The organism is Streptomyces sp. NPDC006711 (assembly GCF_042869775.1).
GTDB lineage: Bacteria > Actinomycetota > Actinomycetes > Streptomycetales > Streptomycetaceae > Streptomyces.
On the sequence record NZ_JBIAGO010000002.1, the window covers coordinates 136,768 to 153,015 of the forward strand.

The 16,248-nt window shown below is 72.6% G+C and carries 15 protein-coding genes; 9 read left to right on the forward strand and 6 right to left on the reverse strand.

The window, feature by feature from the left end; translation table 11 throughout:
• Positions 1 to 115 precede the first annotated feature (115 nt).
• Genes egtA through egtD form a run of 4 tightly spaced genes read left to right on the forward strand, consistent with a single transcriptional unit; the run spans position 116 to position 4,381 of the window.
• On the forward strand, positions 116 to 1,369 hold the full coding sequence (egtA, locus tag ACFYM2_RS04680) for an ergothioneine biosynthesis glutamate--cysteine ligase EgtA (protein WP_388833315.1): 1,254 nt from the start codon (positions 116 to 118) through the stop codon (positions 1,367 to 1,369).
• Positions 1,366 to 2,667, forward strand: coding sequence for an ergothioneine biosynthesis protein EgtB (gene egtB / locus ACFYM2_RS04685; protein WP_388833318.1), 1,302 nt, complete (start codon positions 1,366 to 1,368; stop codon positions 2,665 to 2,667). Before egtA ends, egtB begins: the two co-directional genes overlap by 4 nt.
• Positions 2,667 to 3,419, forward strand: coding sequence for an ergothioneine biosynthesis protein EgtC (gene egtC / locus ACFYM2_RS04690; protein ID WP_358996296.1), 753 nt, complete (start codon positions 2,667 to 2,669; stop codon positions 3,417 to 3,419). The genes egtB and egtC overlap by 1 nt, the downstream gene beginning before the upstream one ends.
• Positions 3,419 to 4,381, forward strand: a complete 963-nt coding sequence (egtD, locus tag ACFYM2_RS04695; RefSeq protein WP_358996299.1) for an L-histidine N(alpha)-methyltransferase — start codon at positions 3,419 to 3,421, stop codon at positions 4,379 to 4,381. The genes egtC and egtD overlap by 1 nt, the downstream gene beginning before the upstream one ends.
• Positions 4,382 to 4,441: 60 nt before the next feature.
• On the opposite strand, the gene ACFYM2_RS04700 is transcribed toward egtD, so the two are convergent.
• Positions 4,442 to 4,888 carry a nitroreductase family deazaflavin-dependent oxidoreductase gene (locus tag ACFYM2_RS04700; RefSeq protein WP_388833321.1) on the reverse strand — a complete coding sequence of 149 codons (447 nt, stop codon included), beginning with the start codon at positions 4,886 to 4,888 and terminating at the stop codon, positions 4,442 to 4,444.
• A 378-nt stretch (positions 4,889 to 5,266) separates the two neighbouring features.
• Between ACFYM2_RS04700 and ACFYM2_RS04705 the strand changes: the two genes are divergently transcribed.
• Positions 5,267 to 5,674, forward strand: a complete 408-nt coding sequence (locus tag ACFYM2_RS04705) for a DUF2243 domain-containing protein (protein ID WP_388456183.1) — start codon at positions 5,267 to 5,269, stop codon at positions 5,672 to 5,674.
• On the forward strand, positions 5,671 to 6,543 hold the full coding sequence (locus ACFYM2_RS04710) for a cytochrome c oxidase assembly protein (protein ID WP_388833324.1): 873 nt from the start codon (positions 5,671 to 5,673) through the stop codon (positions 6,541 to 6,543). The genes ACFYM2_RS04705 and ACFYM2_RS04710 overlap by 4 nt, the downstream gene beginning before the upstream one ends.
• On the opposite strand, the gene ACFYM2_RS04715 is transcribed toward ACFYM2_RS04710, so the two are convergent.
• The 3 genes from ACFYM2_RS04715 to ACFYM2_RS04725 form a co-directional block, all read right to left on the reverse strand.
• Entirely contained in the window at positions 6,523 to 7,884 is a 1,362-nt protein-coding gene (locus ACFYM2_RS04715) for an NAD(P)/FAD-dependent oxidoreductase (protein ID WP_388833327.1), read from the reverse strand. The genes ACFYM2_RS04710 and ACFYM2_RS04715 overlap by 21 nt on opposite strands.
• Before the next feature lie 209 nt (positions 7,885 to 8,093).
• Positions 8,094 to 8,585, reverse strand: a complete 492-nt coding sequence (locus ACFYM2_RS04720) for a peptidylprolyl isomerase (protein WP_388833330.1) — start codon at positions 8,583 to 8,585, stop codon at positions 8,094 to 8,096.
• Positions 8,586 to 8,670: 85 nt separating this feature from the next.
• A complete protein-coding gene (locus tag ACFYM2_RS04725; RefSeq protein WP_388833333.1) occupies positions 8,671 to 9,921 on the reverse strand; it encodes an extracellular solute-binding protein in 1,251 nt (416 codons plus the stop codon).
• A 276-nt stretch (positions 9,922 to 10,197) separates the two neighbouring features.
• Between ACFYM2_RS04725 and ACFYM2_RS04730 the strand changes: the two genes are divergently transcribed.
• Complete coding sequence (locus ACFYM2_RS04730; protein WP_350233818.1) at positions 10,198 to 10,419, forward strand: dodecin; 222 nt, start codon at positions 10,198 to 10,200, stop codon at positions 10,417 to 10,419.
• Between the two features lie 930 nt (positions 10,420 to 11,349).
• Here ACFYM2_RS04730 and ACFYM2_RS04735 read toward each other — a convergent pair.
• Entirely contained in the window at positions 11,350 to 11,838 is a 489-nt protein-coding gene (locus tag ACFYM2_RS04735; protein WP_388833336.1) for a hypothetical protein, read from the reverse strand.
• A 79-nt stretch (positions 11,839 to 11,917) separates the two neighbouring features.
• Between ACFYM2_RS04735 and ACFYM2_RS04740 the strand changes: the two genes are divergently transcribed.
• Positions 11,918 to 12,940: an MsnO8 family LLM class oxidoreductase gene (locus ACFYM2_RS04740; protein ID WP_388833339.1), complete on the forward strand. Its 1,023-nt coding sequence runs from the start codon at positions 11,918 to 11,920 to the stop codon at positions 12,938 to 12,940.
• Between the two features lie 155 nt (positions 12,941 to 13,095).
• Positions 13,096 to 15,432, forward strand: a complete 2,337-nt coding sequence (locus ACFYM2_RS04745) for an ATP-binding cassette domain-containing protein (protein ID WP_388833342.1) — start codon at positions 13,096 to 13,098, stop codon at positions 15,430 to 15,432.
• Positions 15,433 to 15,578: 146 nt separating this feature from the next.
• Here ACFYM2_RS04745 and ACFYM2_RS04750 read toward each other — a convergent pair whose 3' ends face one another.
• Positions 15,579 to 16,109, reverse strand: coding sequence for an SMI1/KNR4 family protein (locus tag ACFYM2_RS04750; protein ID WP_358996325.1), 531 nt, complete (start codon positions 16,107 to 16,109; stop codon positions 15,579 to 15,581).
• Positions 16,110 to 16,248: the final 139 nt, after the last annotated feature.

Consider the following 16,248-nt stretch of genomic DNA (forward strand, 5'->3'; position numbering starts at 1 on the left):
GCGACGGCCGCAATCGGATATCCCGGCCGTGAAGGCACTCTTGTGCGACGCGGCGCCGAAGACTTAGGTGGGACGGCATGTGTTTCGGGACCTTGAGGAAGGTGCGCTTTCGCCCATGACCGCACGTGAGTTGACCGAGGCGGCAGCCGACGACCTGCTGCGATGTATCTGCTTCAAGACGGGCCCGCCACGCCTCGTCGGCGTGGAGCTGGAATGGCTCGTCCACGATGGGGCCCGGCCCGGGCTCCGTGTCCCGCACGACCGTCTGGAATCCGCTTTCGCCGCGTTGCGCACTCTGCCGCTTCGCTCGGCGCTCACCGTCGAACCCGGCGGCCAGCTGGAGCTCAGCTCGCTGCCCGCCGCATCCCTCATGGAGTGTGTCTCCGGCGTCTCGGCCGACCTGGTCGCGGTGCGCGCCGCACTGCGCGAGCGTGGGCTCACGCTCGTCGGCGCCGGTCAGGATCCCGTGCATCCCCCGCGCCGCATGCTGCGCCACGCGCGGTACGACGCGATGGAGGCGCATCTGGACCGGACGGGACCTGCCGGCCGGGCCATGATGTGTTCCTCCGCGTCCGTGCAGGTCTGCGTCGACGCCGGGTATGAGGAGCCCGGTCCGCTCGGCTACGGTCGGCGCTGGCTGATGGCGCACCTCCTGGGCGCCGTCCTGGTCGCCGCGTTCGCCAACTCCCCCGCAAGTGAGGGGCGGTTGACCGGATGGCGGTCGACCCGGCAGGCCAACTGGGCCGCCCTCGACCCGGTGTGCGCGCTGGCCCCCGCTCTCGACGCGGCGCCGCGTGCGGCCTGGGCCGCGCATGTGCTGGACGCCCCGGTCATGTGCGTACGCGCCGACCACGGCCCCTGGTCGGCGCCGCCGGGGCTCACCTTCCGGCAGTGGCTGCGCACCGGGCTGCCGAGGCCCCCGACCCGCGCCGATCTCGACTACCACCTCACCACCCTCTTCCCGCCCGTGCGGCCCCGCGGGCATCTGGAACTGCGCATGATCGACGCGCAGCCCGGCGACGACGGCTGGAGTGTGCCGCTCGCCGTGACCAGCGCGCTCTTCGACGATCCTCAGGCGGCCGAGACCGCCTATCGCACCGTCAAACCCCTTGCGGAGCGCGCGGGTTCGCTGCCCGCGCCGCGCAATCCGCTGTGGCGGTCGGCCGCCAGGGACGGCCTGGCCGATCCCGAGCTGCGCGAGGCGGCCACGGCCTGCTTCGCCGCGGCGCTCGACGCGCTCCCCCGCCTCGGCGCGTCCCGCGAGCTCCAGGACCGGGTCGCCGCCTTCGCCGAGCACTACGTCCTGCGGGGCCGGTGCCCCGCCGACGACGCCCCCTCACCCGCCGCACCGAAGGACCTCCTGCCATGACCGACCCGGAGCTGCTGAGGGAACGCGCCCTGGCGGCACTGACCGCCGCACGCGCCCGTACCGGTGTGCTCACCTCCAGCGTCGACGACCACGAACTGACCGCTCAGCACTCGCCGCTGATGTCACCGCTCGTCTGGGACCTGGCCCACATCGGCAACCAGGAGGAGCAGTGGCTGCTGCGCGCCGTCGCGGGCCAGGACGCGATCCGCCCCGAGATCGACTCCCTGTACGACGCCTTCGAGCATCCGCGCGCCGCCCGCCCCTCCCTGCCGCTGCTCGCCCCCGCCGAGGCGCGCCGTTACGCGGCCGATGTGCGTTCCAAGGCGCTCGACGTCCTGGAGCACACACCGTTGCGCGGCGGGCCCCTGACCGACGCCGCGTTCGCCTTCGGGATGATCGCCCAGCATGAACAGCAGCACGACGAGACCATGCTGATCACGCATCAGCTCAGGAGCGGTCCCGCCGCGCTCACCGCGCCCGATCCGGACCCCGCCGACACCGAGGGACTTCCCGCCGAAGTCCTCGTACCCGGCGGCCCGTTCACCATGGGAACGTCGGCCGAGCCCTGGGCGCTCGACAACGAACGTCCCGCGCACCATCGCATCGTGCCCGCCTTCCATCTGGACACCACCCCCGTGACGTGCGGCGCCTATCTGCGCTTCATCGACGACGGCGGGTACCGCGACAGCCGCTGGTGGGAGCCGGCCGGCTGGGAGATGGTCCGCGAGCACGAGCTGACCGCGCCGCTGTTCTGGCGGCGCGAGGGCGGCCAGTGGCTGCGCAGGCGGTTCGGGGTGACCGAGCCGGTGCCCGCCGACGAGCCGGTCCTGCACGTCAGCTGGTACGAGGCCGACGCGTACGCGCGCTGGGCCGGGCGCCGCCTTCCGAGCGAGGCGGAGTGGGAGAAGGCGGCCCGCCACGACCCGGTGTCGGGCCGCTCGCGCCGCTACCCCTGGGGCGACGCCGACCCTACTGCGGCACACGCCAACCTCGGCCAGCGCCACCTGCGCCCCGCGCCCGCCGGGACCTATCCCGAGGGTCAATCACCCCTGGGCATACGGCAGTTGATCGGCGACGTGTGGGAGTGGACGTCGAGCGACTTCCTGCCCTACCCGGGGTTCGTGGCCTTCCCCTACCGGGAGTATTCGCAAGTCTTCTTCGGGCCCGGGCACAAGGTGCTGCGCGGGGGCGCGTTCTCCGTGGCCGAGGTCGCGTGCCGCGGCACGTTCCGCAACTGGGACCTGCCGGTGCGCCGTCAGATCTTCGCGGGCTTCCGCACGGCGCGGGACGCCACCTGATGTGCCGTCATATCGCCTTCGTGGGCGAGGAGTCAGCGCTCCAGGACGTCCTGGTGCGGCCGGTGTCCGGGCTGTACCGGCAGGCGTGGGCGCCGCGCCGCCAGCGTTACGGGACGGTCAACGCCGACGGCTTCGGTGTCGGCTGGTACGTGCCGGGGGATCCGGTGCCGGCCCGCTACCGGCGCGCGGGACCGATCTGGGCGGACCCCAACTTCGCCGACCTGGCCCGCGTGGTGCGCACCCGCGTGCTGCTCGCGGCGGTCAGGGACGCGACCGAGGCCGGCGCGGACGGCGAGGCGGCAGCCGCGCCGTTCGCCTCGGGGCGCCGGCTCTTCAGCCACAACGGCGCCCTGCGGGAGTGGCCGGACTGCGCGGCAGAACTCGCCGCGGGCCTGCCCGCGCGGGCGCTGCTCGGCCTTGAGGCCCGGTGCGACTCCGCGTTCGTGTGGGCGCTGCTCGCGCACCGCCTCGACCGCGGCGACGAGGCGGGGCCCGCGATGGCGGACACCGTCATCGAACTGGCCGCCGCCGCGCCCGGCTCACGCCTGAACCTCCTGCTCACCGACGGAGAGACGATCACCGCGACGGCGTGGGGCGACACCCTGTGGTACCTCCACACCCCGGGCCGCTTCGCCGTCGTCGCCTCCGAACCGTACGACGACGATCCCCGCTGGCGCGAAGTGCCCGACCGGACCCTGGTCGCCGCCGACCGCGCCGATGTCCTGCTCACCCCCCTCAAGGAGCCCCAGTAGTGCGCCCGTTCCAGTTGACCCGCACCCTGCCCGAGGACGCCACCGGGGCCGCACTGCGCGCCGATGTGCTGCACGGGCTCACCCGGACACCCAAGTCCCTTCCTCCCAAGTGGTTCTACGACGCGCGCGGCAGCGAGCTGTTCGAGGAGATCACCCGGCTGCCCGACTACTACCCGACCCGGGCCGAACGCGAGATCCTGCGCGATCGCGCTCCCGAGATAGCGGCCGCGACCGGGGCGCGCACCCTGGTCGAGCTGGGCTCCGGCTCGTCGGAGAAGACCCGGCTGCTCCTGGACGCGCTGACCGGGCCGCTCACGTACCTCCCGGTGGATGTCAGCGAGAGCGCTCTCACCGGCGCGGCGCACGGGCTGCTCGCCGACCGTCCGGATCTGCGCGTCCACGCGCTCATCGCGGACTTCACACAGGTGCTGGAACTGCCCGAAGCGCCCGGGCCCCGGCTCGTGGCGTTCCTCGGCGGCACCATCGGCAACCTGCTGCCCGAGCAGCGCGCCGAATTCCTCATCTCCGTGCGGAAGTTGATGGCGCCGGGCGATTTCCTGCTGATCGGTACCGACCTGGTGAAGGAGGAGAGCGTCCTGGTCCGCGCCTACGACGACGCGACGGGGGTGACGGCGGCCTTCAACAAGAACGTGCTCCGTGTCATCGACCGCGAGCTCGGCGCGGACTTCGATCCGGACGACTTCGACCACGTGGCGCTGTGGAACCGCGAGGAGGAGTGGATCGAGATGCGGCTGCGGGCCCGCCGCGAGCTGACCGTCAAGATTGCCGGCCTCGATCTGGCGGTCTCCTTCACGGCGGGCGAGGAGCTGCGCACCGAGGTGTCCGCGAAGTTCCGTGAGGACGGCGTGCGGACGGAGCTGAGCGCCGCGGGGTTCGTGCCCGCGCGCTGGTGGACGGACGCCGCCGGACGGTTCGCGCTCTCGCTCGCGACGGCGGGCTGAGCGGCCGGGCGGGGCCTCGGCGCCGGCAACGTGCCGCGCCGGGCCCCGCCCTGAAGGCCGTCAGTGGCCTCCGGGTACCGCCTCCAGGACGAACACCGGGATCTCGCGGTCCGTCTTCTTCTGGTACTCCGCGTAGTCCGGCCAGGCCTCGACGGCCCGCTCCCACCACTGCGCCTTCTCCTCGCCCGTCACCTCACGGGCCCTCATGTCCTGGCGCACGGAGCCGTCCTGGAGCTCGACGCGGGGGTCGGCGACGACGTTGTGGTACCAGACGGGGTGCTCGGGCGCGCCGCCCTTGGAGGCGACCACCGCGTAACGCCCGGAGTACTCGACGCGCATCAGCGGAGTCTTGCGGATCTTGCCGCTCTTGGCGCCACGCGTGACCAGCAGGACGACGGGCCTGCCGCGCATCGTCATCCCTTCCGAGCCGCCGGATCGCTCGATGGTCTCGACCTGGTCACGCACCTGCTTGTCGGTGCTCGGCTCGTACTCGCCCTCGAGAGGCATGGTGGAGGGTCCTTTCGTCGGTGACTCGCGGGCCGGCCCGGGTGCGGCCGGCCTCATGGACAACGCCGGTGTCCGCTCCCGGAACAACGCCGGTGCCTTCTGCCATCTTCCCCTCGGGTGATCACTCACGCGCCGGGGGGCACCGCCGTACGGAGCAGGAAGGCCGGAACCGGACGCTTGTCCGGGCCCGGGCCGGGCAGTGGACGGGGTGCCCTGCCCCACGTCGGACGATCGTCCGCATACTCCTTCGAGGACGTGCCGCCGATGGCGACTCCACCCGCTTCCCCCGCAGGTCCCCCGGCCTCTCCCCCTGCCTCTCCCCCGGCCTCTTCGCAGCCCGGGCGAACCCCCCTGCGCGCCCGCTCTGCCTGGTCGGGCGTGCTCATCGGGGTGGGCATCGCCGCGTTCGTCGACGAGACGGTCTTCCACCAGCTGCTGCACTGGCACCACTTCTACGACCGCTCCACGCCGGACGTGGGCCTGGTCTCCGACGGGCTCTTCCACGCCTTCGGCTGGTTCGCCGTGGTCATCGGCCTGTTCATGGTCGCCGATCTGCGCCACCGCGCGGCGCTCGCGGGGCGCGCCCTGGCCGGGGGCGTCCTGACCGGTCTCGGGGCGTTCCAGCTGTACGACGGCACCGTCCAGCACAAGCTGATGAAGCTGCACCAGATCCGCTACCACGTCGACCTCGTCCCCTACGACCTGACCTGGAACATCCTCGCCGTGGTGTTCCTGGCGAGCGGGGTGCTGCTGCTCCGGGCCGCGCGACGGCCCAACACGCGGTGAACGCGCACGAGTTGGCGCCGCATCAGCACGGCGCCGGACAACCGGGTGCGGCAGCGCTCCTCGCGGCGGCCGGCGCGCTCAGCGGCGCGGTGGCCTATCTGCTCGCGGCGCACCGGCTGCGCCGCCGGGGTGACCGCTGGCCGCCCGCGCGGGACGCCGCCTTCGTGGCGGGCGCGGCGGCGCTCATGGCGGCGGCGCTCGTCCCACCGCCCGGCGGCCCCTTCACGGCCCACATGGCGCGGCACCTCACCACCGGCATGGCGGCGCCGCTGCTGCTCGCCCTGGCCCGCCCCGTCACGCTCACCTTGCGCTCCCTGCCTCCGCTCCCCCACCGCCGGCTCCTGGCCGTGCTGGGCTCGCGGCCGGTCGCGGTCGTGGCGAACCCGGTGGCGGCCGCGCTGCTCGACGTCGGCGGGCTGTGGCTCCTCTACCGCACCCCGCTGTTCGCGGCCGCACACGAGCGGCCTTGGCTCTCTGTCCTGATCCCGCTCCACGTGTTCGCGGCCGGGCTGCTGTTCTCGGCCTCGGTATGCTCGCTCGACCCGCTGCCGCGCCGTCACGGGACAGCGCTGCGAGCGGCCGTGCTCATCGGCGCGGGCGCGGCCCACTCCGTCCTCGCCAAGACCCTCTACGCCGCTCCGCCGCCCGGCACCCAGGGCACTCCGGGCGACCTCGCGAGGGCCGCCGAGGTCATGTATTACGGCGGCGACCTCGTGGAGATCACCCTCGCGGTGGTCATCGGGCTCCAGTGGTACGCGGCCGGCGCCCGCCGCCTCGCCCATGAGGTCCGCAGGACGGCGGCGCGGGCCGGGCGGCCCGCGCCTCAGCCCGCGTCCGGCCCCGCCGGATCAGCCCCGTACGGTCAGTGAGGCGGTGTGCGCGCGGACCTCTTCGGGGGTGAGGTAGGCGTCGGTGTACTCGAAGTCCTTGAGCGTGGCGGGCTTTTGGGCCTGGAAGCCGGTGCGCACGAAGTCGTCGCCCGCGACCGCGTTCAGCATCCAGTTGGTCAGGACGCGGGTCTTGGCGACATTGGTGCGCAGGGCCGACCAGTGGTAGCCACGGGCCACCGCCTGGGCGGGCAGGCCGCGCAGTTCGATGCCGAGCGGCTTGGACACGGCGTCACGGCCGCCGAGGTCGACGACAAGACCGAGGTCCTTGTGGACGTAGGGCGCCAGCGGCTCGCCGCGCAGCGCGGCGACGACGTTGTCGGCGGCCTTGGGGCCCTGGCGCATGGCGTGCTGCGCGGTGGGCGGGCAGAAGGCGCCGTCGCCCTTGGCGAGATCGGGCACGGCGGCGGCGTCACCGAGCGCGAACACCCCGTCGAGCTCCGGCACGGTCATCTCGGGGGTGACCAGGAGGCGGCCGCGTTCGGTCTCGGCCTCCAGGGTGCCCACGAGCGGACTCGCGGCGACGCCCGCCGTCCAGATGAGGGTGCGGCAGGGCAGGACGCGTCCGTCGGTGAAGGTGACCTTGTCGGCGCCCGCCTCCGCGATGGACACACCGAGCGAGACCTCGATACCGCGCTTGCGCAGGATCTCCAGGGCCACCTTGCCGAGCTTGTCGCCCAGTTCGGGCATGAGCTTGGGCGCGATGTCGATAAGGTGCCACTTGATCTGACGCGGGTCGAGGCGTGGGTACTTCTTGATCGCGTGCTGGGTGATCCGTTGCAGGCACGCCGCGGTCTCGGTGCCCGCGTAGCCGCCGCCGACCACGACGAAGCGCAGCCGGGACGCCCGCTCGTCCTTGTCCTCGCTCGCGTCGGCGAGGTCGAGCTGGGAGATGACGTGGTCGCGGATGTAGGCGGCCTCGGCCAGCGTCTTCATGCCACGGGCGTTCTCGACCAGGCCGGGGATGTCGAAGGTGCGGGTCACGCTGCCCGGGGCCAGCACGATGTAGTCGTACGGCTGGTCGAGTGTTTCGCCGGTGATCTTGCGGATCACGCAGATCTTCGCCTTGGGGTCCACTCCGATGGCGCCGCCCGGGATGATGCGGGTGCGGTGCTTGGCGCTGCGCCGCAGCGACACCGCCACCGACTGCGGGGTGAGCACCCCGGCCGCGACCTGCGGCAGCAGCGGCAGATACAGCTGGTAGGAGAACGGCGTGACCAGGGAGATCTCCGCTTCTCCCGGGGTGAGGCGGCGTTCCAGGCGCCGTACGCATTCGACTCCGGCGAAGCCGGCGCCTACGACGAGAATCCTCGGTCGTGCCACGGTGTGCGTCCTTTCCCTGGGGACCCCCGAAGGGGGACGAGTACGGGGCCGTCCACTGCCCGAGTGCCCCTGACCGGCGTTCGTCAACATCTCCATAGTGATCAACGGAGCACCGCCGCACCACCGCATGCCCCGGCCCGGACACATGAAACGGCGCCATCTCGCCGGGTGGGACCGGGAAGATGGCGCCGTTCGTGTGGCGGGGTGCGTCAGGCGACGACGCCGCTCTCGCTGATGCCGACGGCGGCGCGGGGGGCGCCGCTGCGGGTGCCGAGGGCCTCGATCTGCTTGACCAGGTCCTGGCCCTCGACGACCTCGCCGAAGACGACGTGCTTGCCGTCGAGCCAGTCCGTGACGACGGTCGTCACGAAGAACTGCGAGCCGTTGGTGTTCGGGCCGCGGTTGGCCATGGAGAGCAGGAACGGGCGGTCGTGCTTGAGGGAGAAGTTCTCGTCGGCGAACGTGGCGCCGAAGATGCTCTTGCCGCCGGTGCCGTTGCCGTCGGTGAAGTCGCCGCCCTGGAGCATGAAGTCCGGGATGACGCGGTGGAAGGAGGAACCGGCGTAGCCGTAGCCGTTCTGTCCGGTGGCGAGCTCGCGGAAGTTGCGGGCCGTCTCCGGAACGACGTCGTCGAAGAGCCGGAAGACGATGCGGCCGGCCTTCTCGCCGCCGATGGTTATGTCGAAGTAAACGTTCTGCATGCCCCCCATCCTGGCATCCCGCCTTCCGTGACCCGATCCCGGCTCACCCCTTGGTCCTGCCCGGCGGCGCGAGGCGGGCCGCAGCTCACGGGAAGAGCAACGTCGTGACCCGGTCGGACGCGGTCTTCGCGGCCTTCTTCGGGTCGTCTCCGGCGAGCACGGCCGTCATGTACGGCTTGATGGGGTTGTCCGCCTCGACGGCCGCCCACTGGGGCGAATTGGGGGTGGCGCGGCCCTGGGCCGCGCCCTTGGCCATGGCCGCGGTGCCCGCCTGACCCTCGACGGCCGGGGCCAGGCGGGACTTGTTGGGTACGTAGTTCATGGTCATGGCCAGATCGGTCTGCCACTTCTGCCCGGTCAGCGCCGCGACCACCTGGACCGCCTGGGCGCGGTGCCCGGTCCTGCGCGGAATGATCAAATCGGAGCCGCCGGTGAAGACCGCGCCCGGCTTCGCGTCCGTGGGGCCCGGGATCGGGAAGTAGCCGAGCTTGTCGGCGAGCTTCGGGTTCGCCTTCTGGATGGCCTTCGCGGCCCCGGGCACCGCGATCATCTGGGCGACGTCGCCCCGCGCGAAGACGCCGGCCTGCGGCGGCGTCTCCTCGTCCGCGTTCTTCGGGCCGCGCCCGAGCGCCTGGAGCTGCTTGTAGAAGTCCATGCCGCGCAGCGCGGCCGGGCTGTCGAGCGCGCCCTTCCAGTCGCCGGTGTCCTCCTGTGCGAGCTCCCCGCCCTCGTCCCAGACGAATCCGGCCAGGGTGTACCAGTCCTGGCCCGACAGGTAAATCCCTTGCCGGGAGCCGGAGTTGAGCTTCTTGGTGTCGGCCAGCCATTCCGCGCGGTCCTTGGGCGGCTTGCTGATGCCGGCCTCCGCGAAGAGGTCCTTGTTGTAGATCACGACGCGGTTGGCGGCGTACCACGGTATGCCGTACTGCATGCCGTCCACGTTGCCGGGCTGGGCGAGGCCGGGGAGCCAGTCGTCGCTGCCCCAGTCACGCAGTGACTCCAGGGTCATGTCGAGCAGGCCGCCGCTCGCCGCGTACTGGGGCACCTGGGTGTTGCCGACCTCGATGACGTCCGGCACGTCGCCGTCCTTGAGCGCGGCCGTGATCTTCTGGTTGATCCCGGTCCACTCCTGGATGCGGACGTCGAGCTCGACGCCGTCGTGCTCCTTCTCGAAGCCTTTCTTGAAACGCTGCACGAAGTCGTCGGACGCGCTGTCCTTCATGAGCCAGACGGTCACCTTGGTGGTGCTCCCGCCGAAGCCCGGCAGTGCGCCGCAGCCATTGAGGGCGCAGACCGAGACGAGCGCTACGGAGCAGGCGAGAGTACGGCGGATCATCACGAAAGGTCACCTTCTGCGTGTGGGCAAGCAGTCATGACCCGACGTGGGGCAAGCGCGCTGTGGCTTGTTCGGGTGCGGTTCGTGAGTTTGGTATGGACCAATGAGGCGGTCAAGTCCCGGCGGGAGCGAACTTTCCGGCCATCGCCCGGGCCGGCGCCGAGGGGCGCCCCGCCGCGTGGCCCGCCGCGTCGGTCGGCCGTCCCGGCCCGCTGTCTCGCGGAGCGCGGCCGGGTGGGGCACGGTGGAGTAACGCGACGAGAGGAGAGCACGTCCATGACCCACCACACGTACCGCGTCAGCGAGATCGTCGGCACCTCCCACGAGGGCGTGGACCAGGCCATCCGCAACGGGGTCGCCCGCGCGTCCCAGACGCTGCGCAACCTGGACTGGTTCGAAGTGACGCAAGTACGCGGCCACATCGAGAACGGCGTGATCGAGCACTACCAGGTCGGGCTCAAGGTCGGCTTCCGACTGGACGACGACGCGGAGGTCTGAGCCCGCCGCACGGCACGGCCGCGAGGGCCAGGTCGACCGGCTGCGACCGCGGAGCTGCGGCGGGCGGTTGCGGCGGGCGGGTTGCGGAAGCCGGGCTGCGGCGGCCGGCTTTCCGCTGCCCGGATGCGGCCGCTCGGCTGCGGGCGCTGGGCTCCGCAGCGCTCCTGCGGCCGCTCGGCTGCGGCCGCAGGGCTCGACACCGCTCGGCTGCGGGCTCGGAGGTGGCCGCTCGGCCTCGGTCGCAGGACTTCCGCACCGCTCGGGTGCGGGCTCGGATGCTGTCGCCGGGCTCCGCGCCGCTCGGCCACGACGGCTGGGCTCCGTGCCGCTCGGCGCCGGTCAGCTCGGCTGCGGCCGCTCGGCTGCCGTCGCTCGGGCTGCGGCCGCTCGGTTCCGCGCCGCTCGGGTGCGGGCTCGGAGGTGGCCGCTCGCCGCCGGTCGCTCGGCTTCGGTGGCAGGGCTCGGCGCCGGTCGCAGGGGCTCGGCTCCGCTCGGCTGCGGAGCGCAGGGCTCCGCACCGCGCGGCTGCGGGCTCGGCTGCGGCCCCTCGGCTCCGGTCGCAGTGCTCTGCACCGCTCGGCTTCAGGCTCGGCGGCGGTCGCTCGGCTGCGGTGGCAGGACTCCGCACCGCTCGGCGCCGGGCGCAGGGCTCGACTCCGCTCGGCCGCGGGCCCGGCGTCGGCCGCTCGGTCTCGGTCGCAGGACTTCCGCACCGCTCGGGTGCGGGCTTGGAGGCGGTCGCTCGACGCCGGGCACGCAAGGCTCCGCATCGCTCCGCTGCGGTCAGCTTGGCGTCAGCCAAGTCTCACCCTGGACCTCAGCTTCAGACCTGTGTCGCGTGCGGTCGGGCCGTGACCGTCGCATGTGGCTGGGGTCGGGCCGGGCCGGGGTGCCCGTTCCGCGCGTGGGCGGGGGTGGCCGGGGCCACTCTCAGGTGCGGCCCTCGCGTTCCTGGGCGTCCTTCAGCGCCTCGCTCGCGTTGGTCCACCGCGCCCGTACGACCGGGAATCCGGCCCGCTCCGCGGCGTCGCACACGAGCTCGTCGTCATCCACCAGCATGCGGATCTCGCGGCCCCGGCCGAGCTCGCGCAGGAGCTCCATCTTCGTGGCGCGGGCCGGCCGCCGGTCGTAGTCGCGGCGCATGTGCAGGGCGCCGGACGGGAGGTCCTGCTCGTCGAGCCAGTCCAGGGTGTCCCTGCGGCACCGTTCGGGACGCCCGGTGAGATAGACGATCTCGCACTCCCCTGCCGCCTCACGGCACAGCTCCACACCCTCCACGAGCGGGGGGTCGGCGGGAGCCGCCGCGAAGAACGCGTCCCAGTCACGCGGCGAGCGCTCGAGGAAGCGCTGGCGGTGGGAGCTGTCGGCGAGCGTGCCGTCCAGGTCGAAGACGGCCAGGGGCCGGGTTCTGTCGATCACACCCCCAGGCTAGGCGGGCCGGATGCGCCATGGACCCCGGGGCCGGGAATCACCGCGTGCCGCAGGCGTTGAAGCGAGCGTGAGCCCAGTGATCGCGACGACCCGTCTCTCCGTACTCGACCGCTCGCGCGTGCGCGCCGGGCACGACGGACCGCAGGCGCTGCGGGACACCGTGGCCCTGGCCCGCGAGGCCGAACGGCTCGGGTACCACCGCTTCTGGGTCTCGGAGCACCATTCCGTGCCCGGCGTCGCGGGCTCCGCGCCGGCCGTGCTGGCGGCGGCGGTGGCGTCGGCCACCTCGACGATCCGGGTCGGCACCGGCGGTGTGATGCTGCCCAACCACCAACCCCTCGTCGTGGCCGAGCAGTTCGGCGTCCTGGAATCACTCTTCCCCGGGCGGATCGACATGGGGCTCGGGCGTTCCGTGGGCTTCACCGACGGGATCCGCAAGGCCCTCGGCCGTGGCAAGGAGGACGCCGACGACTTCGGCGCACAGCTGACCGAACTGCTCGGCTACTTCGACGGGACCCAGCGCGCCCACCCCCAGGTCCACGCCCACCCCACCGAGGGCCTGACCGTGCCGGCGTTCGTCCTCGCCACGGGCAAGGGCGCCCGCGTCGCAGCCGAGGCCGGGCTCGCGCTGGTCATCGCCGACGTACGCGGCCAGGAGGCGATGCTGCGGGCCATCGACGACTACCGGGCCGCCTTCCGGCCCTCCCCGCACCTGGAGCGCCCGTACGTGGTGGTGTCGGGCGCGGTCGCCGTGGCGGACACCACCGAGGCGGCCCGTCGGCTCCTGCTTCCGGAGGCCTGGTCGACGGCGTACTCCCGCACCCGAGGCGCCTTCCCGCCGCTCTCCCCGCCGGAGGAGGTCGCCGCGCTGGACATGACCGAACGCGAGCGGACCCTGTTCGACGATGCCCAGCGCGGGCAGCTGTACGGAACGGACGAGGAGGTGGCGGACGCGCTCGGCACGCTCCTCGCGCGCAGCGGCGCGGACGAATTCCTCGTCACGACGAGCACATACGACCGTGAGGCCCTGTTCGGCTCCTACCGCGCGCTGGCCCGGCTGGCGGGACTGCCCGCGCCGGCGGGGGCCTGACCGACACGGCACGGACGGCAGGGCACGCACGGCAGGGGGCGCACGGCACGGCACGCACGGCAGGGGGCGCACGGCAGGGCGCGCTGTCCGCGCGAGCGGCGCGGCGCCCCGGGCGTGAAGATCGCGCGGCGACGGCGCCCCCGTAGGATTCCGGTATGCAAAGTCCCTCTGACCCGTTCGTCCGTGTCCGTGGTGCCCGCGAGCACAATCTGCGCGGGGTGGACGTCGACATCCCGCGTGACTGTCTCGCCGTGTTCACGGGTGTCTCGGGGTCGGGGAAGTCCTCGCTCGCGTTCGGCACGATCTACGCCGAGGCGCAGCGGCGCTACTTCGAGTCGGTCGCGCCCTACGCGCGGCGCCTGATCCACCAGGTGGGCGCGCCCGCCGTCGGCGAGATCTCGGGTCTGCCGCCGGCCGTCTCCCTCGAGCAGCGCCGTTCGGCGCCCTCCTCGCGCTCGTCGGTCGGCACGGTCACCATGCTGTCCAATTCGCTGCGCATGCTGTTCTCCCGTGCGGGCGAGTATCCCCCGGGCGCGGAGCGTCTGGATTCGGACTCCTTCTCGCCCAACACCGCCGTGGGCGCCTGCCCCGAGTGCCAGGGACTCGGCCGCGTCCACCGCACCAGCGAGAAGCTGCTCGTCCCCGATCCCTCCCTGTCGATCCGCGAGGGCGCGATCGCCGCCTGGCCGGGCGCGTGGCAGGGCAAGAACTTGCGGGACGTGCTGGACACGCTCGGGTACGACGTGGACCGGCCCTGGCGCGAGCTCGACCAGAAGGACCGGGACTGGATCCTGTTCACCGAGGAGCAGCCGGTGGTGACGGTGCATCCGGTGCGGGATGCCGGGCGCATCCAACGCCCCTACCAGGGAACGTACTTCAGTGCCCGGCGCTATGTGCTGAAGACGTTCGCCCAGAGCAAGAGCCAGACGCTGCGGGCCAAGGCCGAGCGGTTTTTGACCGCCGCCGACTGCCCGGTCTGCGAGGGCACGAGGCTGCGGCCCGAAGCGCTGGCCGTCACCTTCGCGGGCCGTACCATCGCCGAACTCGTGGCGCTTCCGCTGACCGCGCTCGACCGGCTGCTCCGGGACACGGCCGGCGGCCCGACCGCCGCCGCCGTCACCGGCGACCTCCTCTCCCGCATCGGCCCGGTCATCGAGCTGGGGCTCGGCTATCTGAGCCTGGACCGCACCGCGCCCACGCTCTCGGCGGGCGAGCTCCAGCGCCTGCGGCTCGCCACCCAGCTGCGGTCGGGGCTCTTCGGTGTGGTGTACGTCCTGGACGAGCCGTCGGCGGGGCTTCACCCGGCCGACACCGAGGCGCTGCTCACGGTGCTCGGGCGGCTGAAGGCGGCGGGCAACTCGGTCTTCGTGGTCGAGCACCATCTGGAGGTGATGCGCAACGCGGACTGGCTCATCGACGTGGGCCCACTGGCCGGCGAGCACGGCGGCCGGGTGCTGCACAGCGGGCCCCCGGGGGATCTGGCCCGCGTCGAGGAGTCGGCGACCCGGCGCTACCTCTTCGACCGCTCCCCCCGGCCGCGCCGTGCCGTGCGCGAGCCGCGCGCCTGGCTGGAACTGACCGGCGTCACGCGGCACAATCTGCGCGGCGTCGACGCGGCGTTCCCGCTGGGGGTGTTCACGGCGATCACCGGCGTCTCGGGCTCCGGCAAGTCCACCCTGGTCGACGAGTTGCACGACCAACTGCCGGGCGTGGGACGGCTGGTGAGGGTGGATCAGAAACCGATCGGCCGCACCCCGCGTTCCAATCTGGCCACGTACACGGGCCTGTTCGACGTCGTGCGCAAGCTGTTCGCCGAGACCGAGGAGGCGAGGGCACGCGGTTACAAGGCGGGCCGGTTCTCCTTCAATGTGGCGGGCGGGCGGTGCGAGACCTGCCAGGGCGAGGGGTTCGTGTCGGTGGAACTCCTCTTCCTGCCCAGCACGTACGCGCCCTGCCCGGACTGTCACGGCGCGCGCTACAACCCCCGGACCCTGGAGGTCACCCTGGGCGGCCGCACCATCGCCGAGGTGCTGGACCTCACGGTGGAGGCCGCCGCCGAGGTCTTCGCCGCGACCCCGTCCGCCGCGCGCAGCCTGGCCGCCCTGCTCGACGTGGGCCTCGGCTATCTGCGCCTGGGCCAGCCCGCCACGGAGCTGTCGGGCGGCGAGGCCCAACGCATCAAACTGGCAACGGAGTTGCAGCGCACCCACCGCGACCACACCCTGTACGTCCTGGACGAGCCGACGACGGGACTGCACCCGGCCGACGTCGACATCCTGCTGCGCCAACTGCACGGCCTGGTGGACGCGGGCCACTCCGTCATCGTGGTGGAGCACGACATGACGGTGGTCGCGGGCGCGGACTGGATGCTGGACCTCGGCCCCGGCGGCGGCGACGAGGGCGGCCGGATCGTAGCGGCGGGCCCTCCGTCCGAGGTGGCCAACACGGGCCTCGGCCGCACGGCGCCATATCTGGCCAGAGCACTGGCGTGAGGGAGGCAGCCCGGGAGGCGGGGGCGAGCGTCGTTCTCCTAAAGCGGGTGTCCCGGGTTCGTGTCCTGCACGGGCTCAAGGCCGCAGGCCGCCGGCGCGCCCACGCGGCCCGGGCCTGAACATGTCCAGGGCGTTCCGCGCGCGCCTCAGCGGCAGAGGTCGTCCAGGTCGGCGGCGAACGTCGCGAACTCGGTGCGGGCCTCGGTGATGATGTCGCGGGCCGGGCGGCGCGGGGTGGTCGCGTGCTGTTCGGCCAGTGCGGTCAGGGCCGCGTCCGGTCGGGGTTCGCGGTCCTCGTCCCGGACGGCCTCCGCCGGGCCGAAGCCGTCCGCGAGGACCCAGAGGAAGTCGGACAGGTTGCCGGCGACCACCCCGCACTCGCCTTCCGAGCCCATGAACGCCACCGGCTGCTCCGCGAGGGGCCGACCCGGGCGCACGTGCCACAGGACAGCGAGGCCACCCGCGCCGTCCTGGCCGAAGACCCGGAAGGCGCCGCCATCCAGGTCCCGGTTTCCGGTCCACTGACGCAGCCAGTCGGTGGTCTCCTCGGCGGCGTCGAAGCCTTCGTACGGTTCGAAGTCGATGCCCTCGCCCTCCTCGCCGTAGTCGAAAGCGACCCCGGCGACAGCGGCGAGGGCAGGCGGGAAGTGACGGTCGTCAGTGGTCGTCTCGATCATGCCGACAGGCTATCGGGGCCCACTGACAGCGCCCGGGCTGGTTTCTTTCCCGGGGGCGTCATTGGCGCGTGCGGTCGCCGACTCCCCTGCTCCACAACCCAGTTGGCCGCACGGCAAAGCACGCGGAATTAATTGGCCT